At 68.3% G+C, this 22,355-nt stretch carries 22 protein-coding genes; 7 read left to right on the top strand and 15 right to left on the bottom strand.

Annotated features, from left to right (window positions below; all coding sequences use genetic code 11):
* Positions 1–13 precede the first annotated feature (13 nt).
* The 4 genes from NN4_RS04450 (at position 14) to NN4_RS44765 (ending at position 1,432) form a co-directional block, all read left to right on the top strand.
* Positions 14–355, top strand: a complete 342-nt coding sequence (locus NN4_RS04450) for a hypothetical protein (RefSeq protein WP_186818259.1) — start codon at positions 14–16, stop codon at positions 353–355.
* 73 nt (positions 356–428) lie between these two features.
* Entirely contained in the window at positions 429–887 is a 459-nt protein-coding gene (locus tag NN4_RS04445) for a hypothetical protein (RefSeq protein ID WP_135231720.1), read from the top strand.
* 2 nt (positions 888–889) lie between these two features.
* Positions 890–1,210: a hypothetical protein gene (locus tag NN4_RS04440; protein ID WP_107657608.1), complete on the top strand. Its 321-nt coding sequence runs from the start codon at positions 890–892 to the stop codon at positions 1,208–1,210.
* 54 nt (positions 1,211–1,264) lie between these two features.
* Positions 1,265–1,432, top strand: a complete 168-nt coding sequence (locus NN4_RS44765) for a hypothetical protein (RefSeq protein WP_186818258.1) — start codon at positions 1,265–1,267, stop codon at positions 1,430–1,432.
* Here NN4_RS44765 and NN4_RS04435 read toward each other — a convergent pair.
* Positions 1,419–2,495: a DmpA family aminopeptidase gene (locus NN4_RS04435; RefSeq protein ID WP_147128665.1), complete on the bottom strand. Its 1,077-nt coding sequence runs from the start codon at positions 2,493–2,495 to the stop codon at positions 1,419–1,421. The two genes, NN4_RS44765 and NN4_RS04435, sit on opposite strands and share 14 nt — an antisense overlap.
* 103 nt (positions 2,496–2,598) lie before the next feature.
* On the opposite strand from NN4_RS04435, the gene NN4_RS04430 reads away from it, so the two are divergent.
* Positions 2,599–4,101, top strand: a complete 1,503-nt coding sequence (locus NN4_RS04430; protein ID WP_147128664.1) for an FAD-dependent oxidoreductase — start codon at positions 2,599–2,601, stop codon at positions 4,099–4,101.
* A gap of 196 nt (positions 4,102–4,297) precedes the next feature.
* On the opposite strand, the gene NN4_RS04425 is transcribed toward NN4_RS04430, so the two are convergent.
* On the bottom strand, positions 4,298–4,825 hold the full coding sequence (locus NN4_RS04425) for an AAA family ATPase (RefSeq protein WP_240772253.1): 528 nt from the start codon (positions 4,823–4,825) through the stop codon (positions 4,298–4,300).
* Positions 4,826–4,909: 84 nt separating this feature from the next.
* Between NN4_RS04425 and NN4_RS04420 the strand changes: the two genes are divergently transcribed.
* A complete protein-coding gene (locus tag NN4_RS04420; RefSeq protein WP_147128663.1) occupies positions 4,910–5,365 on the top strand; it encodes an NUDIX domain-containing protein in 456 nt (151 codons plus the stop codon).
* Positions 5,366–5,370: 5 nt separating this feature from the next.
* Here the strand turns inward: NN4_RS04420 and NN4_RS04415 are convergent, their stop codons facing one another.
* The 7 genes from NN4_RS04415 to NN4_RS04380 all read right to left on the bottom strand — a co-directional run bounded on the left by NN4_RS04415 (position 5,371) and on the right by NN4_RS04380 (position 14,376).
* Positions 5,371–6,135, bottom strand: coding sequence for an SDR family oxidoreductase (locus NN4_RS04415; RefSeq protein ID WP_107657613.1), 765 nt, complete (start codon positions 6,133–6,135; stop codon positions 5,371–5,373).
* 124 nt (positions 6,136–6,259) lie between these two features.
* The gene (locus tag NN4_RS04410) at positions 6,260–8,155 is read right to left on the bottom strand and encodes a CocE/NonD family hydrolase (RefSeq protein WP_147128662.1); all 1,896 of its coding nucleotides are present in this window, start codon (positions 8,153–8,155) and stop codon (positions 6,260–6,262) included.
* Between the two features lie 18 nt (positions 8,156–8,173).
* Positions 8,174–9,037, bottom strand: coding sequence for an SDR family oxidoreductase (locus NN4_RS04405; RefSeq protein WP_147128661.1), 864 nt, complete (start codon positions 9,035–9,037; stop codon positions 8,174–8,176).
* A gap of 89 nt (positions 9,038–9,126) precedes the next feature.
* Positions 9,127–10,011, bottom strand: coding sequence for a double zinc ribbon and FHA domain-containing protein (locus tag NN4_RS45975; protein ID WP_246180699.1), 885 nt, complete (start codon positions 10,009–10,011; stop codon positions 9,127–9,129).
* Positions 10,011–11,297 carry a vWA domain-containing protein gene (locus NN4_RS04390; protein ID WP_147128660.1) on the bottom strand — a complete coding sequence of 429 codons (1,287 nt, stop codon included), beginning with the start codon at positions 11,295–11,297 and terminating at the stop codon, positions 10,011–10,013. Before NN4_RS04390 ends, NN4_RS45975 begins: the two co-directional genes overlap by 1 nt.
* The gene (locus tag NN4_RS04385) at positions 11,294–12,340 is read right to left on the bottom strand and encodes a PP2C family protein-serine/threonine phosphatase (protein ID WP_246180698.1); all 1,047 of its coding nucleotides are present in this window, start codon (positions 12,338–12,340) and stop codon (positions 11,294–11,296) included. Before NN4_RS04385 ends, NN4_RS04390 begins: the two co-directional genes overlap by 4 nt.
* Positions 12,337–14,376 carry a serine/threonine-protein kinase gene (locus NN4_RS04380; RefSeq protein WP_503826337.1) on the bottom strand — a complete coding sequence of 680 codons (2,040 nt, stop codon included), beginning with the start codon at positions 14,374–14,376 and terminating at the stop codon, positions 12,337–12,339. The genes NN4_RS04385 and NN4_RS04380 overlap by 4 nt, the downstream gene beginning before the upstream one ends.
* Here NN4_RS04380 and NN4_RS47165 point away from each other — a divergent pair.
* Positions 14,348–14,518: a hypothetical protein gene (locus NN4_RS47165; protein ID WP_503826338.1), complete on the top strand. Its 171-nt coding sequence runs from the start codon at positions 14,348–14,350 to the stop codon at positions 14,516–14,518. The two genes, NN4_RS04380 and NN4_RS47165, sit on opposite strands and share 29 nt — an antisense overlap.
* 493 nt (positions 14,519–15,011) lie before the next feature.
* Here the strand turns inward: NN4_RS47165 and NN4_RS04375 are convergent, their stop codons facing one another.
* From NN4_RS04375 to NN4_RS04345, 6 genes are all read right to left on the bottom strand, one after another.
* Complete coding sequence (locus NN4_RS04375) at positions 15,012–16,196, bottom strand: hypothetical protein (RefSeq protein WP_147128659.1); 1,185 nt, start codon at positions 16,194–16,196, stop codon at positions 15,012–15,014.
* Positions 16,193–17,164 carry a glutamate ABC transporter substrate-binding protein gene (locus tag NN4_RS04370; protein ID WP_147128658.1) on the bottom strand — a complete coding sequence of 324 codons (972 nt, stop codon included), beginning with the start codon at positions 17,162–17,164 and terminating at the stop codon, positions 16,193–16,195. Before NN4_RS04370 ends, NN4_RS04375 begins: the two co-directional genes overlap by 4 nt.
* Positions 17,161–18,411, bottom strand: coding sequence for a GlnX family signal transduction membrane protein (locus tag NN4_RS04365; protein ID WP_246180696.1), 1,251 nt, complete (start codon positions 18,409–18,411; stop codon positions 17,161–17,163). Before NN4_RS04365 ends, NN4_RS04370 begins: the two co-directional genes overlap by 4 nt.
* A 103-nt stretch (positions 18,412–18,514) precedes the next feature.
* Positions 18,515–19,933, bottom strand: coding sequence for an MFS transporter (locus NN4_RS04360; RefSeq protein WP_147128657.1), 1,419 nt, complete (start codon positions 19,931–19,933; stop codon positions 18,515–18,517).
* 116 nt (positions 19,934–20,049) lie between these two features.
* A complete protein-coding gene (locus NN4_RS04355; protein WP_147128656.1) occupies positions 20,050–21,093 on the bottom strand; it encodes an AraC family transcriptional regulator in 1,044 nt (347 codons plus the stop codon).
* A 571-nt stretch (positions 21,094–21,664) separates the two neighbouring features.
* Positions 21,665–22,306 (bottom strand): hypothetical protein, encoded by a 642-nt coding sequence (locus tag NN4_RS04345; protein ID WP_147128655.1) that lies wholly within the window; start codon positions 22,304–22,306, stop codon positions 21,665–21,667.
* Between the last annotated feature and the right edge of the window lie 49 nt (positions 22,307–22,355).

Genomic DNA, 22,355 nt, shown 5'->3' with positions numbered 1-22,355 from the left:
GAAAGGACCCCCTATGCTTCCCGGACCGGACGAAACGACCACGGGTCACGGCGGTGCCGAGCACCACGGACGTCCCGACGACAATTTCCCGGATTACACCCGTACCTCGCGCGCCCACGTCGGTGAATCCATCGAGGACGCGCGCAATTGGCCGGGCATCATCCTGGTGGCGATCGGGCTGGTCGGCCTCGGGCTGACGCTGACCGCCGCGGGCTACGGCTTCGAGGGCTGGGCCATCATCGGCGCCATCGCCACCGTGGCGTGCATGGTGGCCGGCGTGCTCGTCATCGTGCTCGAGCACCGCCGCCTCAAGAATCGTGCGGGCATGGGCCTCACCGACCAGGCCGGCCATTGATTGGTCATATCGCACCCGGGTATTGCGCATCGTGACGCCGCCGACCGCGGCGACCTTCGTCTGAGGAGAAAACATGACCCGACATCGCCACCGGCCGATGCTGCGCGCACTGCTGCTCTCCGGTGCGCTCGCCGCGGCCCCACTGCTTGCCGCATGTTCGGACGACAACAAGGATCCGGCGGCCCCCGCCACCCCCGACAACACGGTCATGCTGACCATGCCGTCGACGACGGCGCAGGTGCCCGATCCCGACGATCAAGTGTCCGACGCGGCGGCAAAACAGCTCTGCGACATGATGCGACCCGATATCGACAAGTGGCGCACCGAAGGCGCGGCGCTGGGCCGGGTGGCCTTCAACGGCACCGTGCACAACTGGGCGGCCCGCAACGGCGGCCTCAACGACACCGTCCTCAAGGACCGTGGCGTCATCGACAAGATCACCACCCAGCACTGCCCCGACGTGCGCCAGCAGGCGCTCGAGGTACTCGATACGTCTGATCTCGCGGGCGCGCTCGCCGGATTCGGAGGCTGATGATGAGCAGAACCACCACCTCGCTCTGCGTGTTCGCGCTGGCCACGGCCTTCTTCGTGGGTGGCTGCGGTGACGAGCCGGAGAAACTCGTCAACAAGGGCGGCGATACGCCGTGCAACGAGTTCACCGCGCAGGATCCGGACAAGCAGCGGATCACCGTCACCAAGTTCCTCGAGCAGGAACGCGGCGGTGAGGCGCCGTCCACCCAGGACCAGACCGTCGACGCGTCCATCGCGGCGATCAAGTTGATGTGCACGGCTCAGGCGAATCCGGATACCCCGATCAAGAAGGCCGACCTGACCGGCATTCTGGTCCCGAAGTAAGCCCGCAGGCACGAACGAGGCGAGGACATGACATCGCGTCATCATAGAAACGTTGTGGAACTGCTTGTTCTGCAACACAATCGGATGCGCGAGCTACTAGAGGAGATGCAGTCCACGGCGGGCCCGGAGCGCAGGGAGTCCTTCGAGGAGTTCGTCCGCTGGCTCGCGGTGCACGAGGCCACCGAGGCCGAGTTGATGCAGGACACCGCTATGTCGTGGTGAGCAACTTCAGCACCGTGTCCACCGGCAGCGCCGGCGAACGATGGCCGTCCCGGCCGACCATCGTCTCGCCGGCGAACAGCACGTTCACCACGGCCTCCTCGACCACCTGGACGATCGCGTCGTAGAAGGGGTTGAGCTGACCCCACGGAATGAATGTCAGCTGTTCGTAAGGGCTTTCGCCGTTGGGGAAGACGCTGGTGAGCGCGCCCTCGTTGGCGGTGGAGAAGGTCAGGAAGATGTCGCCGGAGAAGTGCGAGCCGGTGGTGCCGGTGCGCGCGAGGCCGAGCGGCACCCGGCGCGACATCGCGGTCAGCTGGCCCGGCAGCAGCGGCGCGTCGGTCGCGACGACGACGATGACGGAGCCGGAACTCGCCGGGGCCGCCCACTCCCCCAGCGGATCGTCCTCGGCCAGCACCTCCCCGAGTGGCACGCCGCGGATCGTAAGTTCCTTACGGGCACCGAAATTCGCTTGGACGAAGGCGCCGACGGTGTAGGTGTCCTTGCCGTACCCGACGCGGCGCGACGCGGTGCCGCTGCCGCCCTTGAAGCCGTAACAGTTCATGCCGGTGCCGCCGCCGACGCTGCCCTCGGCGATCGGCCCGCCCGAGGCGGTCTCGATGGCCGCCATCGCGTCGGCCGACGTGACGTGCGCGCCGTTGATGTCATTGAGGTAGCCGTCCCAGGTTTCGGCGACCACCGGCAGCGACCAGTCGTCGGGTAGCTCCGGAAACGCCTCGACCAGCCAGTCGATGATCCCCCGGTGACAGGTGCCGACAGCGTGGGTGTTGGTGATCAGAATGGGCAGCGCCAGCGAACCCGTCTCGGTGAGCCAGACGGTGCCGGTCATCTCGCCGTTGCCGTTGAGCGAATACCAGCCCGCGGCGCACGGCGTGAATACCCGCTCGCGGCCGCGCGGCAGGATCGCCGTGACGCCGGTGCGCACGTCCTCGCCGCGGATAAGGGTGCTGTAACCGACCTCGACGCCGGGCACGTCGGTGATAGCGTTCAATTCCCCAGTGGCTCCAGGGAATTGCAGCCCGAACTCCCGCGCACGCACATTCATGGGATGATCGTAAAGAAAGAAACCGACCGCCGCGCGGTTATCTAGCCAGTTTTCAGACATCGAGCTCGGGTTTGCCCGGTCGCGGACCGGTTATGCCGGAACTATGACGCCACTATGGTTGAACGACGCCGAAGTACCAGCGCGGTTGCGATTGACGCCGGGATCACGCTTCGACACCGTCGTGATCGGCGGCGGTCTCACCGGACTGGTGACCGCGCTGCTGCTCGCCGAGAGTGGTGTCCAAGTGGCGGTCGTCGAGGCCAAGCGGGTCGGCGCGGGCACCACCGGCGCCACCACCGGCAAGATCAGCCTGTTGCAGGGCACCAGGGCACAGCAGATCCGGAAGCGCCATTCCGCAAGCACGCTGCGTGACTATGTGACGGCGAATCGTGAAGGGCAGCAATGGTTGTTGCGGTTCTGTGCCGAGCACGGCGTCGCCGTACAACATCAGGCGGCACTCACCTATGCGCAGTCCGAAGACGAAATCGGCAAGGTGCGTGCGGAATTCGACGCGACCCGGGCGGCGGGCTTACCCACCGAGCTCGTCGACGAGCTCGACGTCCCCTTCCCGAACCACGGTGCGGTGCGGCTGGCCGACCAGGCCCAGGCCGACCCCATGGCCGTCCTCGCCGCGCTCGCGGCCCAGGTCGAGTCGCATGCGGCGCCGATCTACGAGTCGACCACGGTGCGCGGCGTGCACAGTGGCGACAACGGCGAGCTCACCGTGGAGACCGAACACGGTGACCTGGGCGCACGCACCGTCGTCTTGGCAACGGGCACACCGATACTCGATCGCGGCGGGTTCTTCGCCAGGCTCACCGCGCAGCGTTCCTACCTGGCCGCGTTCCGGCTGACCGAGCCGATCCCGCGCGACATGTACATCAGCGCGGGGCAACCCACCCGCTCGATGCGGTACGCACCGACGCCGGACGGGGACGTGCTGCTGGTCGGCGGCAACGGTCATCCCGTCGGACGCACGAAGTCCGAGCGCGCGAAGGTCGACGATCTGCTCAGCTGGACGCGGACCTGGTTCCCCACCGCGCAACCCATGCAGGAGTGGTCGGCCCAGGATTACTCGCCGGTCGGCGAACTGCCCTATGTCGGACCGCTGCTGCCGGGCCGGGAGAACATCCTCCTGGGCACCGGATACGCGAAATGGGGCCTCACCAACGGCGTCGCCGCCGCCTTGGCGCTGGCTGGTCGGATCACCGGCAAGTCAACGCACTGGGCGGATGCGCTCGCCAGCTGGCGGCCGAACGAACTCAAGGCGTTGCCGTCCGCCGCCCTCGCGAACGGTGCTGTCGCGCAACAACTCACGACCGGCTGGCTGCGCGTGACCACCCACTCGTCCGATCAGGTTCCGGCGGAGGGTTGCGGCACCGTCGAACGACACGGCCTGCGCCCCACCGCCACCTGCACGGTCGACGGCACCACCACCGAGCTGTCCGCCGTCTGCCCGCACCTCTACGGGATCGTCCGCTGGAACGACGCCGAGCGCTCCTGGGACTGCCCGCTGCACGGTTCCCGCTTCGCCCCCGACGGCACCCTGCTGGAAGGACCCGCCACCAAGCCGCTCACCCCGCTGAGCCCGCCACGGCCATCGTGAAACCTGACCGGACATAGCAAATTCTTGCCTATCGGGCACACTACGCGGCCCGATCCGCCCTGCGACGGTTAGCGTGGGAGACGTGGTCACGCTGACACGGTCGGCTCAGGGCGCTGCGGCAGATCCACCAGCTGAATCCCGTTGACCGATCGCCCAGTGGCACAGCACCACTGAACGGCGGGGAGGCCCGCGCGGGTTACTGCGGCAGCGGTTCCGCGCGGGTCAAAATCTGGTCGACGGTCTGCTCGACGGTGAGATCGGAAGTGTCCAGCCACAATCCGATGCGCGGGGTGGTCTGCCGCAAGGCCGCGTCCAGGTCGGCCACGCTGAACGTGCCATACGCTTGCTTGCCCCGCGCGGCTTCACGGGCGGCGACGGCATACGGCCGCGGCGCGAGCACCACCACATACAACGGACGCGTCTCGATCTGATCGATGGTGTACTGCAACAACTCTCCGAGCACGGTGTCCTGCAACACCGCGGTGAAGCCGGCCTCCGCGTAGGCGTCGGCGGCATTCGCCGCGAGCCGATGCCGCAGACAGAGCTGCCGCAGCGCCTCCTGCGAGGGCTCCCTGCTCATTTCGTCCCGGCCGCCGACGATGAACCTTCGAAAAGTGTCACCTCGTACATGCGCCGACCGCGGCAGTCGCTCGGCTAACGCCTGCGCCACAGTCGACTTCCCCGCCGCCTGAATGCCAGTAATGAGGAAGACCGAAGGTGTCATGCTGATCATAATTGCACTGGATGCAAGTGAGTATCGGGTGAGATGGCGGATAGTACGCTTGCCCGAACTCGACCAGGAGGCCAGTTGACGATCTTCCGCAGTGTCATCGGAGTGCAGTTGTTGCTGACCAAGGGTGAACGGGTGCTGCTCGCGCGGCGGCGGAACACCGAGTTCGGCGACGGGGAATGGAACGCTCCCGGCGGGCGACTGGATGCCGGGGAGGATGTGCTCACTGCGGTCATTCGGGAGGCCGAGGAGGAGATCGGGGTGCAGGTGGAGCGCGAGCACGTCCGGATGGTCGCCTCGATGCACATCCAGTCCCCGCCCGGTCAAGCCCTGATCGTGTTCATCTTTCAGGCCGATACCTGGTCCGGCGAACCCTGGAACCGCGAACCCGAGCGCTGTTCGGAGCTGCGCTGGTTCGACATCGACGACATCCCGGACGACACTATTCTCAGCACCCGCGCCGGGCTGGACATGTTCCGCAACAACGAACACTTCGGCCTGTACGGCTGGCCCGAACACGCCACTCTGCGGTAGGGCGGTCAGAGCAGGGTGCCGCCGGAGGCGTCGATGTAGGAGCCGGTGATCCAACGGGCGTCCTCGGAGGCGACGAAGGCCACCACGTCGGCGATGTCGGATACCTCGCCGACCCGGTTGAAGGCCGACCAGGCGGACATTTCGGCGACGGTGTCCGGGTCGTCGAAGACCGGATCACCATTGTTGGTGACGCCCGGGGCGACCGTGTTGATGGTGATGCCGCGGGGCGCGATGTGCAGGGCCAGTTGCAAGGTGATCTGCTCCATGGCGCCTTTGCTCATCGCGTAGCAGATCTGCGACGGCAGCGAGGTCCTGGTCATACCGGAGGAGATGTTGATGATCCGGCCACCGGAGGTCATCGAGCTCAGTGCGCGCAAGGTGAGATAGAACGGCGCCTTGGTGTTGACCGCGATGTGCCGATCGAACATCTCCGGCGTGACGTCCTCGGGCATCGTGCCGGTGAAGCCGGCGTGCGCCGCGTTGTTCACCAGGATGTCCAGCCGCACGGTGCCGGTCCGGGTGAGCAGTTCCGGTTCCAGCTGCGCGAACAACTCCGAGATCGCCTCCGGCGCGCCGAGTTCGGCGCGCACCAGAAAAGCGTGGCCGCCCGCCGCCTCGATCAGCCGGACGGTCTCCTTGCCCGCCCCCTCGTTGGTCGAGTAGTGCACCGCGACCAGCGCGCCGTCCCGCGCGAGCCGGCAGGCGATGCCGCGTCCGATACCACGGCTGGAACCGGTGACCAGGGCCACTTTGCCCTGCAACTTGCCCATGACTTCCCCTCCGCTACTACGGTTTGTAGTACATAGTAGCGAAGTACGCCAACGGGACAATCCCGGCGAACCGTGCCGAATGCCACAGGCGAAAGTTGTTGCGGGGAGACCGATCGTCTGTGTGTCAGTCGGCAGGTGCCGCGCGGAAGATGAGGTAGCTCGGCTGCTCGGGGTCGAGCACGATGGCTTGGCCGGTGATCGTGCGCCGTAGCCACGGCGGGATCAGGTGCCGAAGAAAGCTGCTGCGGCTCACCGCGACCCGTAGTCGATGGCCCGCCCGCACCAGCGCTTCGGTCGGGTTGATCTCGATATCGACGACGAACGGCACGCCGGGCGTCAACGGCAGCACAGACTCGGCGGTGAGGGTATGCAGCGGGAACAACAGCTCGCCGTCGACGTACTCACTGCCTGCGGCATCGATCGCTCGCAGACTGGACAGCAACGCGCCACGGGTCAGCGGTACCGACGCGCCATCCGGCTCGACGTCGCACACGGTTATCGACCAAAAGGCGTCCGCCCCTTCCGCTTCCACGCTCAGATGCAGGTTCATCGGGCCGGACAAGACGGTGTCCGCGGTGAACGGCGCACTGGTGAACGTGACGGCGCCCGCCTCGGCGTGCCGGTCGTCGGTGCCGAACCTGCGTCCGAACAACAGTGTCACGCCCATGCTCATGACACCGGTGTTGTTGGACGCCATCCGAATTCGCCCGATGGGCAACGGTAGTCGGGATCCGAGCTCGGTGGGCGCCGAGGACAGGCCCGCGTCGGTACCGGCATGCGCTGCCGCACCGGTGATCTCGGCGTTCAAATAGAGCCGTTGCCGCGTGGCCGCGGGATCCGGGAACACCGGGTGCCGCAACCAACGACCGTCGCCCTGCCTGCGCACCGTGACCGGGCCGTAGCGGTCGATGCCGTTGTCGATGTCCTTGACCCACCGGTCGAACCAGGCGCATTGCAGCTCGTCGATCGCCTGCGGACTGTCGGGCGCACCCAGCCCCGAACCGACGGTGAGATGGTAGGAGTCGTCGACCACGACCTGTTTTGCCCCGCCGGACAACGGGATTCGATCGAACATCCGAAAGTTCGAGCGGTTGTAGACGTCGTGCCAACCGCCGTGGATCCAGGTCGGTGCCGTGATGTCCTCGAAGCGCGCCAGCTTGCCCGCCCACATCGGATTGAGGAAGCTGTCGGGATGTCGCTCGGTGAGCCCGATTTCGATCGCGTGCCGCACCCAACCGGCCGGGTCGGCGATCCGGTCACGCAGAACCTGACCAGTCATCCCGGCCCGCAGCAGACCCGGCACCGACGGTAGCCATTTCGAGCCGGTGACGGCGAGGATCCACAGCAGCATCCCCGGCGTCGGCACGCCACCGGTCAGGCCGAGCTCGCGCATCGGATCCTCCCCCGCCTCGATGGCGAACACGGCGCGCAGGCCCTCCGGTCGCAGACCCGCGGTGATCAATGCGGCGATGGCGCCATACGAAATACCGGTCACCGCGAATTCGCCGTTGCACCAGGGCTGTTCGCGCACCCACGCGATCGCTTCCAGATAGTCCTGCTGTTCCCGCGGCTGGAAGAAATCCCAGCTTCCCGTCGAGGTGCCGGTGCCACGCACATCGATCATCAGCCCGACATAGCCGCGGCGGACCGCCGTTCGGTTGATCACGAACGGTTCCAGGATGCCGCCCGCGGGCGTGTGCAGTACGTCGCGGGCAGTGAACCGCCGGCGATCCGAGGAACCCACCCGCCGGCCGACAGCGCGCAACGTGTCGTTCCAGCGCATGCCGTGCCGGTTGAGCATCTTGTTGTAGGGGGTGAAGTTGATGATGGCGGGCAGCGGCCCTCTGGCGGGCCCGGCGCCGTCGCCGGGACGCAGGATATCGGCCGTCAGGATGGCCCCGTCCGACATCGGAATGGGAACGGTGGTGGCGCCGAACAACTTCGGATACCGGACGGGCCCGATATCGAATCGATGATTCGGCGGCACCGACGCCGCGGTGGTGGACAACGGCTCGGCCATGCTGGGGTCCTCTCGGCGTCAGCGCACGATGGTCTTCGTGGCCGGTTGATCGATATAACGACCCATCGCCCAGTTCAGCCCGCGCATCGCGAGGTTGTAGGAGGGCGGGAAATACCGCTGCGCCCAGTGCCCGAGGCGAATGTCGTTCGAGGTGTAGACCAGGTAGGTGTTGCGCTCGACCCCGCGCACGATCGAGCGCGCCGCGGCCTCGGGCGTCACCGCGTGCCGCAGGAACAGGCCCATCGCCCGCTGCACCGCCTCGCCGGTCCGGTCCACGCCCGCGATATCCACGCGGTCGGCCATCGGTGTCGCCATCGCCCCGGGACAAACCAGGCTCACCCCGATGCCGTGCTGACGCAGATCGAACCGCAGCACCTCCGAGACGCCGCGCAACCCGAATTTGCCCGCACTGTACGGCGCGTGCCATGGCAGCCCGAACAAGCCGGCGGCCGAGGACACGTTCACCAGGTGGCCGCCGCGGCCCGCCGCGATCATCGGCGGTAGGAACTCCTCGATGATGTGGATCGGGCCCATGAGATCGATATCGATGGTCCGTCGCCACTGCGTGTGGGTCAGCCGGTCCACGGTCCCCCAGGTCGCGATCCCCGCCACGTTCATGACGATGTCGACGTCGGCCACCTCGTCGTGCACCCTGGCCGCGAGGGCAACTACCTCGTCGTGCACGCTGACATCGGCGGTGGCCGCGAGGTGCACCGTCGCACCCTCCGCACGCGCCAGCGTCGCGGTTTGTTGCAGTCCTTCGGCATCGATGTCGGTCAGGATCAGCGAGGCACCCTTGGCCGCGACGGCGAGGGCGGTGCTGCGGCCCAGACCGCTTGCCGCCCCGGTGATCAGGCAGCTCTTGCCGCCGAACTTCGTCATAACTCACGACGATAGGCGCAAATGAACAACGTTGTCTACAAATCCGCCCATGCTGTCCCAGACGCAAAGAGGCTGCCGGTCAAGGGGGTTCAGACCTGCTCACGAGTGAACACGATGGTGGTCCAGCCGCCCAGATGAATACGGTCGCCACTGCGCAACGCCACCGGCACCTTCGCGGGAATGAGGTCGTCACTGCCGTTCACGCTGGTGCCGTTGGTAGAACCGAGATCGGTGACGGTGAGCGCGTCACCGTCGATGTGGATGACCGCGTGCGTCCGGGAGACACCCACATCGGCGGGTGCGATACCGAGGTCGATATCGGGAGTGAGCCCCTGCGAGACGCTGCGCTTACCGACCGAGATGTCATTGCCGCGCAGAATGATTCGGCGTTCCGGATAGAACGGCGGAAAACCGACCTGGTCGGCATCCGGGCCCTTGCGCGCGATCACCCGATCGTAGAACTCACGGTCCGCCGAAATGGTCGCCACCCAGGTGACGGTCGAGCCGGCAGGTGCACCTTCCGGCACAACCCTCCCGGTATCCGGCGCGACCGATTCGGCCTGAGCCGCCGACTCCTGTGCGGCCGCCGACTCCGGCTGCACTCCCGACTCCGGCCGGAACATCGGATCGGGCCGAACTGCCGACTCGGGCTGGGCCGCCAGCTCAGGCTGGACGGCCGAAGCCGGCTGGAGCGCCGCCTCTGGCCGACCTACCGACTCCGGCCCAACCGCCGACTCACGCCGGAACTCTGGATCGCGCGGCAACGCCGACTCCGGCTGGACTACCGGAGCGGGCAGGGCCGAATCATGCCCGCACACTTCACAGAACCGCCCGGCGCTCGGCGCCCCGCATGACGGGCACAACGCGATCGGCTCCACTGCGGCAGTCGGCGCGGCCGCTCCCATCGGCGCGCCACACACGTCGCAGTAGTCCGGCGCGACCGACTGGTGGCCGTCGGGACAGCTGGCAATCACTACCCCTCCTTCCGTACCCTGGCCGTCTTCGTCGAGCGCGCGTCCAGCGCCATCTCGTCGGCGGCCTCGACGCTGGCCCGCAATCGTACGGTCCCGCTGCGCTCGTCGACCTCGACCACACCGCGCAACAGCTTCGCCGTGCTCTCGTTGCCCGACTCCGCCGCGAGCTGGACCGCGCGCCGCAGTTTGGCCGTGGCGGTATCGGCGTCGCCGCTCTTGCGCGCGGCCAACCCCTCCTGCACCACCTGCGCCAACTCGGCCTGTCCGGTGTAATGCGCGACCCGCCTGCTGATTCGGGTCGACAGCTCGGTGTCGGTGGTCCACACCGCCTTCACCAGGCCCTGCCCGAGCACCTCGTCGCCGTTGACCACGCTGACCCGTGCGGCGAGCTTTTCCCGGCCGGGCGCGGCGGGCGCCACCTCGACCTGCACGTGGTAGTCGCGATCTTCTGCGCCCCACGCGCCGAGCGGGTATTCCCCCACCTGCGCCGCGGTGTCCACCCGCCGCGCGGTGAGGTCCTGGATGGCCGGGGCGACCTGCTTGACGAACCGCACCTTCGCGCCGACCGGGGTCCAGATCCGCAGTGTCAGTTCAGGAATCGCTTTTGCCATTGAGCCTTGCATCATCGCGGCGAAGTCCTCGGCGAGCTTGGCCGGATCGGCGACGATGTCTACGGTGCCGTGCAGCGCGGCGGCGATGGCGCGCAATTCGTCTACCCGCCAATCGGTTCCGACGCCGCGGCAGTCGCAGGTGAACACGCCTTCGGACTGCTTGATCTCCGCGGCGAGCGCCGCCGGTTCCTCGTGCTCGTTCTTGCCGTCGGTGAGCAGGATGGCGTGCACCATGGCCCCGGGATGCTTTTTGGCCAGCTGCCGGGTCAGCCCGAGCCAGGTGCCCATCGCGGTGCCGCCGCCGGGCTCGAGCTTGTCCAGCGCGCGCCGCGCCGCCGCCCTGGACTCCCGATTCGCGGGTATGGACGGCACTTCGGTGGGGTAGATCAGCCGCGCCATCGCGGTGCCCTCGACGATCGCGAACCTGGTGCCGTCGGCCATCACATCGAGCGCGGCGAGGGCGGCCTGGCGGGCACCGGGGAATTTGCGGCCGGTGGCCATCGAGCCGGAGCAGTCGAGGATGAGAACCTCCAGCCGTTCCTGCGGCGCGGCGGCCACCACCAGCTCGGCCGCGGTCTCCACGGTCACCACGGCGTCGACCGTGCCGACACCGTCGGCCAGGTACTCGTTCTGATCGACGGCTACCGAAATGCCATTGCCTGCAACGGAACTCACTGTACTTCTCCTGGCTTCACGGACCACGGAACGGGGACGATCGCGACGGTGATGTTGTCGCTGCCGCCGCAGCGCAGCGCGAACTCGACCAGTTCGCGCGCGGCGACGGCCGGGGCGGTCGCGGTGGCCACCTCCGCCAGCGCGGTCGCGTCGGAGAGGTAGTTCCAGAGGCCGTCGCTGCACAGCAGCAGCACACCCGGTCCGGTGGTGCGCAAGGTCTGGATGCAGTTGTCGGCCCACGGTTTCGGCGGGCTGTCCGCGCCGAGCCAGCGGATCAGGGTGTGCGCCCGCGGATCGTTCATCGCGGCCCGCTCGTCCAGCGCACCCGCGTCGACCAGCGCCTGGGCCCACGAGTCGTCCACGGTCAACCGCTGCGACGGCGGATTGTCCGGGCCTTCGGGTGCGTCGGCGTGCAGCCAATAGGCCCGGCTGTCACCGACATTCGCGACCGTGATCTCGGTGCCCGTGGCATCGGTCCGCACGATGGCCGACACATACGTGCACGACGGTGCGTGCCTGTCGGTCGTCGCGATATCGCGTACCGCCTGGGCGGCCGCCGCGAGTCCCGCCATCGCCGCGTCGGTCGCGGACAGTCCGTCCAGCAGCGCCGTGCGACCGGCATCGACACCTGCCCTGGCCGCCGCGCCCGAGGCGACCTGGGGATCCTCGGAGGTCGACACCCCGTCGGCGACCGTGATCACCACCGCGTTCGGCATGCCATCGGTGCCGTTCAGTACGGCCGCCGCGACGGCATCCTCGTTGCGCGCGTGGGCGATGCCGCGATCGGTGACCACCGCGACGGCGCCGAGGTCCGCGTCGAAGCGGTCCGGCATGCCGCACAATTGGCCGCAGCCCGCGCAGTAACCGTCGGCGTCGTAGTCCACGCCGCCGCAGCCCGTGCACGCGGTCGGCGCACCGGGCTCGTGGTTCGGCAGCGCGACACGCGTGCCGCCCAGCTCCTGTCCGCAGTTCTCGCAGAAGCGATCCTGCCGCTGCACCTCGGCGGTGCACCCCGGGCAGCGCACTCCCACCTCGGCGCTCACAGCTTGGTCCTCGGCCGCACGGTGTTCGCCTGCTCTACCAACGCGAATCGCTCCCACATGTCGTCGGTTTCCCGAGCCAAGTCCCGATAACAACGCTCCAATCCGGTGCGCACACCGCCTTGATCCAGCTCGGCGCCGAGCAACGGATCGGGTCGATCCGGCACGCGGCCGGCGCGCAACCAGTCCAGTGCGGCGTTCAGCACGCGCAAACGCACTTGCGCGGCACGGCGTTTGGAGTCCAGCCGCAACCGGGCCACCCGATCGCCCGCGTCGCGCAGGATCGGCTCGGTCAGCTCGGCAGACGACCTTCCGTTCAGGATCGTCTCCACCGCAGCGATTCTGGCCTCGGTGAACAGCGCCGAACCCGCGTCGACCTGATCCAGCACGGTGACCGCGCCATCGCGATCACCGGCCGCCGCGCGCAACCTGGCCAGACCGAATACCGCGCTGAGGTAGGTGCGATCGGTGCGCCACACGGTGTCGTAACACCGGGCCGCCCTGCGCTTTTCCTGCGCGGCATCGAAACCATTGGCATCGGGGGCCTGCTGACCGGCCAGCTCCGCGACCGCCGCCAGTGCTAGTTTCGGCGCGGCTTCACCGGGCAGCGCCGCGTACACCGCGTCGAACTCGGCCGTCGCCGCCGCGAAATCACCGGCGAGCAATTGACTTTCGCCGCGATACCAGGCAAGTCGCCAGTCCCCGGGCAGCGTCGCGGCCGCCTCCGCCAGCCGCCGGTCGGCCTCGGCGGTGTCGCCCACCTCCAGCGCGGCTCGGATGAGCCGCAACGGAATCTCGGTCGACGCGGCACTGCCGGTGACGACCGAGCGCAGTCCGGCCTCGAACGCGTGCTCCAGCTCCGCCAGGGTGGCGCCGGTCGTGGTGGCGAGCAGCGCGGCCGCACTGTCGGTCGGGTCGACCAGCGGAACAGGCAGTGCCGCAACAATATTCGCCGCACCGACCGGAGCGTTGACACCGAAGACGCCACGCGGCGGTCCGAAGTAGGTCGACATGCCGGGACGCGGCACCCCGTCATCGAGGGACAGGACCTCGCGCAGCACCCCCGTCAGCTGATCGGTCACCTCTTCCATCGAGGCGAACCGCGCGTCGGGGTCGTCATCGGTGGCGCGCAGCAGGAATCGGTGCAACGAATCGTAGGTAGCCAGCAGCGGTTCGGTGTCCGGGCCGGGCAGCGCGCCGAAATGACCGCCCTGCTGCGGCACGTTCAGCAGCAGCACGGCCAGCGTGCGCCCGACCGTATAGACCTCGGTGGCGACGGTCGGCCCGGTCTCGGCGATTTCGGGCGCCTGGTAGCCGATCGTGCCGTAGATGGGGCTGTCCTGATCGTCCATGGCGATCACGGCGCCGAGGTCGATGAGCTTGAGCTGCTCGTCGGTCTGCATCACGTTGTCCGGCTTGAAATCACAGTAGGCGAGGCCGAGCGAGTGCAGATAGCCGAGCGCGGGCAGCATCTCCAGCACGTAGGCGATCGCCTGGGCCGGCGGTAGGAAGCCCCCGGCGGTGTCGCGGTGGCGGCGCAGGATCTGCTTGAGCGAGGTGCCGCCGACGTACTCCATCACGATGTAGCCGACCGGCACCTTGTCCGACCCGGCGTGCTCGACGAAGTTGTGGATCTTGACGATGCTCGGATGTTCCACCTCGGCAAGGAAGCGCTTCTCCGCCATCGCGGCCAGCAGCGCGTCCGTGTCGCCCGCGTTGAGCAGGCCCTTCAGCACCACCCAGCGGTCGCTGACGTTGCGGTCGATCGCCAGATAGATCCAGCCGAGCCCGCCGTGCGCCAGACATCCCGCGACCTCGTACTGCCCGGCGACCAGATCACCCTTGACGAGCTTGGGGTCGAAGGAGAATCGGGTGCCGCAGTGGGCACAGAATCCCGCCGTGCGGCCAGGTTTCCCGTCGCGTCCCCGGCCGACCGGCTTCTCGCATTTGCCGCAGAACCGCTTGTTCTCCGGCACTTTCGGGTCGGCCATGATCGCGGTGGTCGGGTCGATGCGCGGCACGCGAGGCACCTCGACCATGCCCGCGCCCAGCCGCCCACGGCGACTCGACTTCGACGACGAGCGGCCGGTGCGCACCGAGCGCGAACTGCTCCGGCTGCTACGCGCACTCCCGGACACCACCTCGACCGTCGCGGGCGCGGTGCCACACACCTCGCAGTAACCGTCGACAATCGTTCCGCCACAACCAGGTTCGGGGCACCCCCGGTGCGCAGCGGCCGCCGTAGTCACCTCGGCGGGCGACGATGCCGCCTCGACCGTGGGCGCCCCGGCAGACGGCGGTGCCGCCTCAACAGTGGTCGCCTCCGCCGAAGCCGTCCCGCATACCTCGCAGTAGCCGTCGACAATCGTTCCGCCACAACCGGGTTCGGGGCACCGCCGGTCTCTCGCGGCCGCTGTCGTCACCTCCGCCGCCGACGATTCGGACCGTACCGTCGTCGCCTCCGCCGGGGCCGTGCCACACATCTCGCAGTAGCCGTCGACAATCGTTCCGCCACAACCAGGTTCGGTACACCGCCGACCTTTCGCGGCAGCCGTCGCCACCTCCCCTGGCGACGATCCCGACCGTACGGTCGTCGCCTCCGCCGGGGCGGTCCCGCACACGGCGCAGTAGCCGTCCTCGATCGTGCCCGAACAGCCGGGCTCCGTGCAGATACTCATGTTCCCCTCCCCGATTTCTCCGCGATGAGTTGCTGATAGTCGGCGACGGCGCGGGTAGCCGCCGCCAGGTCGCACGGGGTGCGGGCGAGCAGCCCGGCCGCGATCTGCTGGGAGGCGAGCAGATCACGGTCCTCACCGACGCCTAGGCGGGCCGCCTTGGCCTGATAGGCGGCCAGCCTGCCGCGCAGTTCGCCGCGCCGGTCAAGCAGCCCCTGGGCCAGATTCTCCGCGGTGGCTGCGCTCTCGCTCGCGCTATCGATGCGGCGACCGAGTGCCAAAAGAGCGGCCGCCGCACCGGTCTGGGCCGCGAGGGCATCCAGTTGCGCGCGCAGCAGGCCGACATTGTCGGTGGGCACCGGCAGCGGACCCGACACGATGGTGCGCTCGACCTTCGCTTTCGCCGCGGCGGCCCGCTCGCACGTGGCCTGCAAGGCGTCCAGTTTTGTGCGCGCAGCCGCGATCGCGCCGGGCCAGTTCGCCACCATCGCACCGAGTTCGGCGAGCACCGCCGCCTCCCGGCGCATGGCCGCAGCGAGTCCGGCGACGCGGGCGTCGATTTCGGCGGTGGTCAGGGCGAGCGGATCGGTGGCCGAGCGGCTCAGCAGATCGGCGATGCCGTCGGCGATGGCACGCAGTTCCGGCGTCACCGCTCCGGCCTGGTCCAAACTCTTCTGTAGCGGCGCGAGGCCCGACATGACGCGGGTGTTCACCTTGTCCACCGCGTCGAGGAACTCGGCAATCACCGGGAAGGTCGCCCGCATGCGTTCGAGCGTATCGGCGAGGCCGACGAACAACACGTGTTCGCTCGGACCGGTCAGCGAGCGTTCGGCCAGCGGGATCGGCGTCCGCGACACCTCGTAGGGGCGTCCGTGCAGCAGCTCGGTCAGCTCCGCGCGCCGACCGTCGTCCAGCTTGGCGCGGGTACCGCGCACCGCGCGTGCCGAATCCAGGATGGCGCGCATCCGGCCGAAGTCCTCCCACATCAGCGCGAGGGCGTCGCGGACCGGCAGCCAGCGCGCCTCGGTCGCCCCGGACGGCGGGTAGCGCCGCATCAGGGTGAGTCCCGGATGCTTGTCGAGCTCCAGCAGGGTGGCCACGATCGCGTCGACTTCTGTTGCGCGCCGGGCTAATTCACGATCGATCTCGGGCACGGTGAGTAGCGGCATGATGGTCTGACTCATCCCACATACCGTGGCTCGGGCGGCTCCTGGACCTGGCCGAGGGAACCCAGCCGCGCCGCGGAGATCCGCTGCCACGTGCCGTCGGTCCGCATCCGGTCGAGCACGCCGTTGACGAAGCGGACCAGCTCGTCGCTGCCCTTGGGCACGCCGACGGCGTAGGCGCCGTTGCCGATCGGCGTGCCGACCACCGCGAGGTTACGGTCCTGGGCGACCAGGCCGAACAGGATCGGGTCGTCACCGCTGATCGCGTCCACCTGGCCTTGTTGCAGCGCGACGAGGCAGTCGGTCCAGTTCGTCACGCCGATGACGGTCGGCCGCTTCGCCAGCGTGAACAGCGGAGCGGGCGCGGTGGTGCCGCGGGCCACGCAGACGCGCTTGCCACCGAGGTCGTCACCGGACTTGATGCCGGAGTCCCGCGGCGCCAGGATGCGTTGCGCCGCACGGTAATAGACGGCCGAGAAGTCGACCTCCTTGCGGCGCTCGCAGGTCGCCGAGAAGGTACGCACGATCATGTCGACCTGCTTGTCGCGCAGCGCGGGGATGCGTTCGGCCGCCGTCACCGAGCGCAGCTCGATCTTGGTCGGGTCGCCGAACAGCGCGCGGGCGATCTCGCGCGCGATGTCGATGTCGAAGCCCTCGAGTTCGCCGGTACCCGGATTACGGAAGCCGAACAGGTAAGTGTTCTGGTCGACGCCGACCCGCAGCCGCTGGTTCGCCACGATCTCTGCCATCGCCGAACCAGCGGGCATCGCACCGGGTCTCGGCAGCGGGCCGGGCCGCAGGGTCGCCTCCGTGTCGCAGCCGCCGTCACCCTCGGCCTGCGGTGGGGCGGTGATCTCCGCGGCGCCGGCGGGTAGCGGATCCACCGCGTCGAGCGTGCTCGGCGCGGGCAGCTCGCCCGATCCGCAGCCGGTCATCAGCACGCTCGCCCCGACCAGTAGCGCGGCGAGCAACAAGCGTGTCCTCACAGGAACTCCTTCAACCGCGGCCACACCCCGGCCACCACGGCGGCCGCGGCCAGCACCAGCAACGCGAGTGTGCCGAGCGGACTGAGGATCAGCGCGGTGCCCGCGGTCCGCAGCCCGTCGCGCAGGTCGCGGCGGGCCTGCGTCAGGTTGTCGTTGAGCGAACGGTCCAGCGCGGCGAATTGGGTGGCCGACGAAGCGGGGCCGGTACCGATCGCCTGCTCGAGCGCCGCCGGGTAGTTCGCCGCCTGGTACGCGGCGATCTGCGCGCGGTGCCCGGCGGTCCACTTGGTGAGCTCTTGCGCGGCAACGGACTCCGGGCCGACGACGGCGCCGATCCGGTCGCGCAGCTCGGTGGCGTATTTGTTGTAGTTCTCTTCACCCGCCGCGATGTCGCCGCGGGTGATCAGTTGCAGCGTTTCCTCGGTGCGCGCCTGCTGGGCCGAGATGCGCGCCTTCGCCAGGGTTTCGAAGCGGTCCTGCGCGCCGGTGTCCATGGCGTCGGCCGCCACGCTCGTCGCCACCACCGCCCACAGCAGCGCCAGTGCCGCCGCACCCGCCGCGGCCAGCACGCCGAGGTTGGCCATCCGGTTGGTGCGCTGCAACAGGATCCACGACCCCACCACGCAGGTGAGCAGCACCAGCGCGATCAGCACGATGCTCACCCCCGGCAGCGCGGCGATGGCCTTCTGATCCTCGTGCACCGCGGCGAACCGGCTGGCGGTGAGCCGTTCGGCGTTGGGCAGCAGGGACTTCTGCATCACCTCCGAGGCCGCGCGCAGATAGGACGAGCCCACCGGAAAACCTTGCCGGTTGTTCGCTCGCGCCGTCTCGACCAGGCCGGTGTAGGCGGGCAGGTCGGCGGCGATGCGGGCCACGATCTGCCTGGTCTCCTCGTCGGAAACTCCCGCGGTGGCCTCCGACAGCGCGGCGGCGGCGTCGGCGAGCGACTGCTGATACTGCTTGCGCAGCGCGGGTCCCTCGACGCCGGGGGCCAGAAAGGCGGTGGCCGCCGAAGCGTCGGCGGCCGACAGCGCCACGTACAGCCGCTGGGCGGCGAACGCGAGCGGCTCGGTGCGTTCGAGCGCGACGTCGCGGCGCTCGCTCTTACCGCTCAGCTGGCTCGCGGACGCGAAACCGGCGAGCAGGCACAGCACGACGGAAACGACGACAACAACCGCGACCACCCCCGGCGTCGTTCCGGCGAAGCGTCGCAACCACAGGGTCCCGTTGCGGATGCGAGGTCCCACACCGTCCTCCTTACATCTCCCCGGCCGGTGTATCCGATCGCGATAGTACGGGAGCAGGATTCGGTGTGCCGACCGATTGCCCAGGTAGTGGACAATCGGAGTTTCAGAAGCGCGCGCGAACCGCCTTGGGCGCGGTACTGATTCGGGCGGCCACCAGCGCGGCGGCGCACAGACCGGTGATGGTGAGCCAGCCGAGATGGGCGGGCGGCTGGAAGGCCGCGGCCGAGGTCAGGGCCCCGGGATGGCTGGCGATCAGCGAACCGATGACGGCGACGCCGAGCGACTGGCCGATCTGGCGGGAGGTGCTCGCCAAGCTGGCCGCGACGCCGGCCTGTGCGGGTGGCAGCCCTGCCACGGCAGTCGCCGTGATGGGCGTGTAGATCAGGCCGATGCCCGCGCCGAACATCGCGTAACCGATGAGCAGCAACAGGTTTGCGCTGCCGTCGAAGGTCAGCGTCAGCACCGCCGCGGCGGCGGTCGCCACCACCGCGCCCGTGCTCAGCGCGCTGCGGGCGCCGCGGCTCGCCACGATCCGGCCGGACATCGGTCCGAAGACGAACATGGCGGCCGCCATCGGCACCAGCGCCAGCCCGGCCATCAGGGGCGAGTCGTGCCGAATCTCCTGGAGGTAGAACGTATTCAGGAACAGGAAGCCACCCATCGCGGCGAACGCGAGGATCGCGATCACGAACGCGCCGGTGAACGGGACCGAACGGAACACCCGCAGATCGATCAGCGGGTGCGGGTGGCGCGGCGCGTACCGCAGCAGCGCGGCGAGGCACACCGCCGAGCCCGCGAAGCTGCCCAGCGTCTCCGGCGCGAGCCAACCCCGGTGTGGCCCTTCGATAATCGCGAACACCAGCAGCCCGAGCACGCCTATCACCAGCAGCTGCCCCACCGGATCGAGCGCGCGCGGCCGCTCCGACTTCGACTGCGGGACCACCAGGAAGGTGAGCGCCAGCGCCGTCACCGCGATCGGCACGTTGATCCAGAACACCGCTTCCCAGCCGATCGTCTCGACCAGTAAGCCGCCGATGACCGGGCCGGCCGCCATGCCGATCCCGATCGATCCGCTCCAGATCCCGATCGCCCGCACCCGCTGTCCCGGCTCGGTGAACACGGCCGAAATGATCGCCATCGCTACCGGAGTCAGCATCGACCCGCCGACCGCCTGCATTACCCGGAAGGCGACGAGCCAGCCGATCGAGGGCGCGAGACTACACAACAGCGAACTCATAGCGAATATCGCGAGGCCGATTTGGAAGATGGTCCGTCGGCCGATCCGGTCGGCGAGCGAGCCGGACAGCGTCAGCAGGCACGCCAAGGTCAACGTGTAGGCGGCGACCACCCACTGCGCACCCGCCACCGAACCGTCCAGCCCGCGACCGATCGCGGGTAGCGCGACGTTGACCGCGGTGGTGTCCACATTCGCCATCACGACGGCGGTGCAGCAGACGGCCAATACCGTGGCCTGGCGGATCGTCTTCGGGACACTCGGCGCAACGGGAGCGCTGATCGACATGCCAGCATACTTGCAGCATCCAGCGCTTCTGCCGTGGCCAACACACCGGGCGAGCTCAGTTGTTCCACTTGGAACTCTGTGCGGACCTTGTGGACGGAGGCTCGGCGGGAGTTCGCCTACCGGGCGCCGACCGGGACAGGCGCACGCGTCGGTGCCGGTGACCGGCCGCCGTGCAGCCGGAACTCTTGTGGCGGACACCCTTTCCAGCGCCGGAACGCGCGGATGAAGGACGCGGCTTCCGCATAGCCGAGGCGGGCGGCGACCTGCTCGGTGGTCAGATCGGTGTGGCCGAGCAGTTGTTCCGACAGCAACTGCCGGACCTCGTCGAGCAATGCGCGGAACGAGGTCTGCTCCTCGTTGAGCCGGCGCGACAGGGTGCGCGGGCTCATGAACAATTCGTTGGCGACCGCGATCTGATCCGGAATATCGCCAGGGTTGCGGACCAGCAGCTCGCGCACGGTGCCCGCGACTCCGGTTCGGGTGTGATGTCGCTCCAGCAGGTCACGGCAGAATTGCGCACAGGTGTTGCGCGCCCGCTCGCCGGTGGCCGGCACGGCCTGGTCGAGCGCGCGGCCGTCGAACGACATCGCGTTGGTGTCCGCGCCGAAAATAGGGGCCACGGCGAAGATCTCGCGATACCTACTGTTGTCCGTCGGCGCGCGATGCCGGAATTCGACTCGTGTCGGCGCAATTTCGGTGCGGCCCGCGGCGCTGCCGATTGTCTTGATACCGGCCAGGATTCGTTCGGCCAGGAAAGCACGCACATCCGGAGTGCTTTCGGAATCATCGAAGCGCAGGCGGAGCGAGCCCGCCGTTTCCTCGACGGTGAGCCTGCCGGAAACCGAGGCCCGGTCGAGGTAGCGGGCCGCCACGTCGATCGCGTCGCGCAACGTCCGGCTGCTGAGCAGCGCCAGGCCCCACGGGCTGTACGACGGAATATCGGCCCGCCCACCGGCTTCGGCTCCCAGCCCCGGCTCGGCGCCGCAACGGGCGAGCAGCGTGCGCACCGCGAGCAGTTCCTGCTGCGCCGTACACTCGGTATCCGCAGGCGACAGCCGCGCCCCGGACAGACAGTCCGCACCGGACATTCCGCGTTCCTCCGCGAGCCCGATCAGCACCCGAACACCGTCGGTGCTGCGGCGAAAATCCCGGTCGAACATGTACTCGCATTCCTCATCGAATTCGCCATACCCCGACGACTCGGCGAAATCTATCAATGCCGAGCCGCTCCGATGGGCAAAACGACAAACTGATCGAGGTGCGGGGCGAGCTTTGATGGCCTAGGTGTCAAGCTGTGGCAATGGCTACATCGGTGAGCCGTCGATGGCCGATTAGGACCGGGCTCAATGCGGCAGGTCCGTGCGTTCGCCTGCTGTGCGGGTCGCGGTATGAGCGGGACGGTGCCGGACCGTAGGTGCCGATCAACTCCCTGATGGCCCTCCGCACGTGTTCGATGAGCTCGAACCCATGCTGACGTAATATGTTGTGCCGCTGCGTGTCTCGGTTGGCCGTGCGCCTGGCCACCGGGGCGTGCCGACATCGCCTCCGCCGTCGGACAAGAGATCTCGGTAGACCTGACATGTGGACATCCATGATCTTCAAGCACGCGCCGTTGAAGTGCACGACCTCTACGACGACTTGAACCTGGCCGAACGAGGCCGGACCTGGACTCGGCAAGACTTCGCTCGGTTTCGTAGGCGACGCTGTCGATTCGAAACGAGCGGTGGACGTTCAGGTGGTCCGGATGGCCGGGGCGCGCAGGAGTGCGACGCTCACCGCTAGCAGCCAGAGGATGGTCAGGCCGCCGGTGGTGGCCGTGGTGCCCCAGCCGTTGGCGGCGTAGAAGTCCGCGGGGTTGTTGCCGAAGTACATCGAGGGCACGAAGGCGAGGTGGGTCGCGGCCAAACCGAAGGCCGACCATACCGTCCAGCGTGGGAGCAGAGCGGTGCCTGCGATGGCAGTACCGAAGGCGATCAGGAACAAGGCGATCAGCAGCTTCGACAGCGAACCGTAGAGGAGGTAGGTGCCGGTGACGGCGATGGTGGGGTCGATGGGGTCGGGTGCGGCGATGGCGGCGCCGACCTCGAGGCAGGTGGAGATCGAGGTGACCGTGAGCCACATCAGTCCGGCGACCGCGCTCAGCGAGCCGAGCCAGGCGTAGACCGGGCCGTGCGCCTTCAGCAGGTGCGGGAGACCGACCATGAACACGACGAGCAGCGCGCCGCCGATGAGGCCGAACATGCTGCGGGTGAAGATGTTCCAGTCCGGTGGCGGGCCGCCGTAGACGAAATAGAGTGGCAGTTCGACCAGCGTCAGGAGTGTGGCGATCAGGCCCGCCGTGCCGGTGGTTCGGTGGATAACGGTGGTGTTCATGGAGCCCTCTTCCTTTATTAATATATCTCTTATACTATAAGGCGCATGC

The sequence above is a fragment of the Nocardia ninae NBRC 108245 genome, from assembly GCF_007990755.1.
Lineage (GTDB): Bacteria > Actinomycetota > Actinomycetes > Mycobacteriales > Mycobacteriaceae > Nocardia > Nocardia ninae.
This window is presented reverse-complemented; position numbering and strand designations above follow the sequence as displayed.

What these genes read in the sequence shown, in the direction of transcription:
- NN4_RS04345 (WP_147128655.1), bottom strand. Translation starts at nt 22,306, where the DNA reads ATGAACACCACCGTTATCCACCGAACCACCGGCACGGCGGGCCTGATC.
- NN4_RS04415 (WP_107657613.1), bottom strand. Translation starts at nt 6,135, where the DNA reads ATGGGCAAGTTGCAGGGCAAAGTGGCCCTGGTCACCGGTTCCAGCCGT.
- NN4_RS04355 (WP_147128656.1), bottom strand. Translation starts at nt 21,093, where the DNA reads ATGTTCGACCGGGATTTTCGCCGCAGCACCGACGGTGTTCGGGTGCTG.
- NN4_RS04440 (WP_107657608.1), top strand. Translation starts at nt 890, where the DNA reads ATGAGCAGAACCACCACCTCGCTCTGCGTGTTCGCGCTGGCCACGGCC.
- NN4_RS04405 (WP_147128661.1), bottom strand. Translation starts at nt 9,037, where the DNA reads ATGACGAAGTTCGGCGGCAAGAGCTGCCTGATCACCGGGGCGGCAAGC.
- NN4_RS04380 (WP_503826337.1), bottom strand. Translation starts at nt 14,376, where the DNA reads ATGGTCGAGGTGCCTCGCGTGCCGCGCATCGACCCGACCACCGCGATC.
- NN4_RS04435 (WP_147128665.1), bottom strand. Translation starts at nt 2,495, where the DNA reads ATGAATGTGCGTGCGCGGGAGTTCGGGCTGCAATTCCCTGGAGCCACT.
- NN4_RS04410 (WP_147128662.1), bottom strand. Translation starts at nt 8,155, where the DNA reads ATGGCCGAGCCGTTGTCCACCACCGCGGCGTCGGTGCCGCCGAATCAT.
- NN4_RS04425 (WP_240772253.1), bottom strand. Translation starts at nt 4,825, where the DNA reads ATGACACCTTCGGTCTTCCTCATTACTGGCATTCAGGCGGCGGGGAAG.
- NN4_RS04375 (WP_147128659.1), bottom strand. Translation starts at nt 16,196, where the DNA reads ATGAGTCAGACCATCATGCCGCTACTCACCGTGCCCGAGATCGATCGT.
- NN4_RS04450 (WP_186818259.1), top strand. Translation starts at nt 14, where the DNA reads ATGCTTCCCGGACCGGACGAAACGACCACGGGTCACGGCGGTGCCGAG.
- NN4_RS04360 (WP_147128657.1), bottom strand. Translation starts at nt 19,933, where the DNA reads ATGTCGATCAGCGCTCCCGTTGCGCCGAGTGTCCCGAAGACGATCCGC.
- NN4_RS47165 (WP_503826338.1), top strand. Translation starts at nt 14,348, where the DNA reads ATGCGCGGCACGCGAGGCACCTCGACCATGCCCGCGCCCAGCCGCCCA.
- NN4_RS04430 (WP_147128664.1), top strand. Translation starts at nt 2,599, where the DNA reads ATGACGCCACTATGGTTGAACGACGCCGAAGTACCAGCGCGGTTGCGA.
- NN4_RS04445 (WP_135231720.1), top strand. Translation starts at nt 429, where the DNA reads ATGACCCGACATCGCCACCGGCCGATGCTGCGCGCACTGCTGCTCTCC.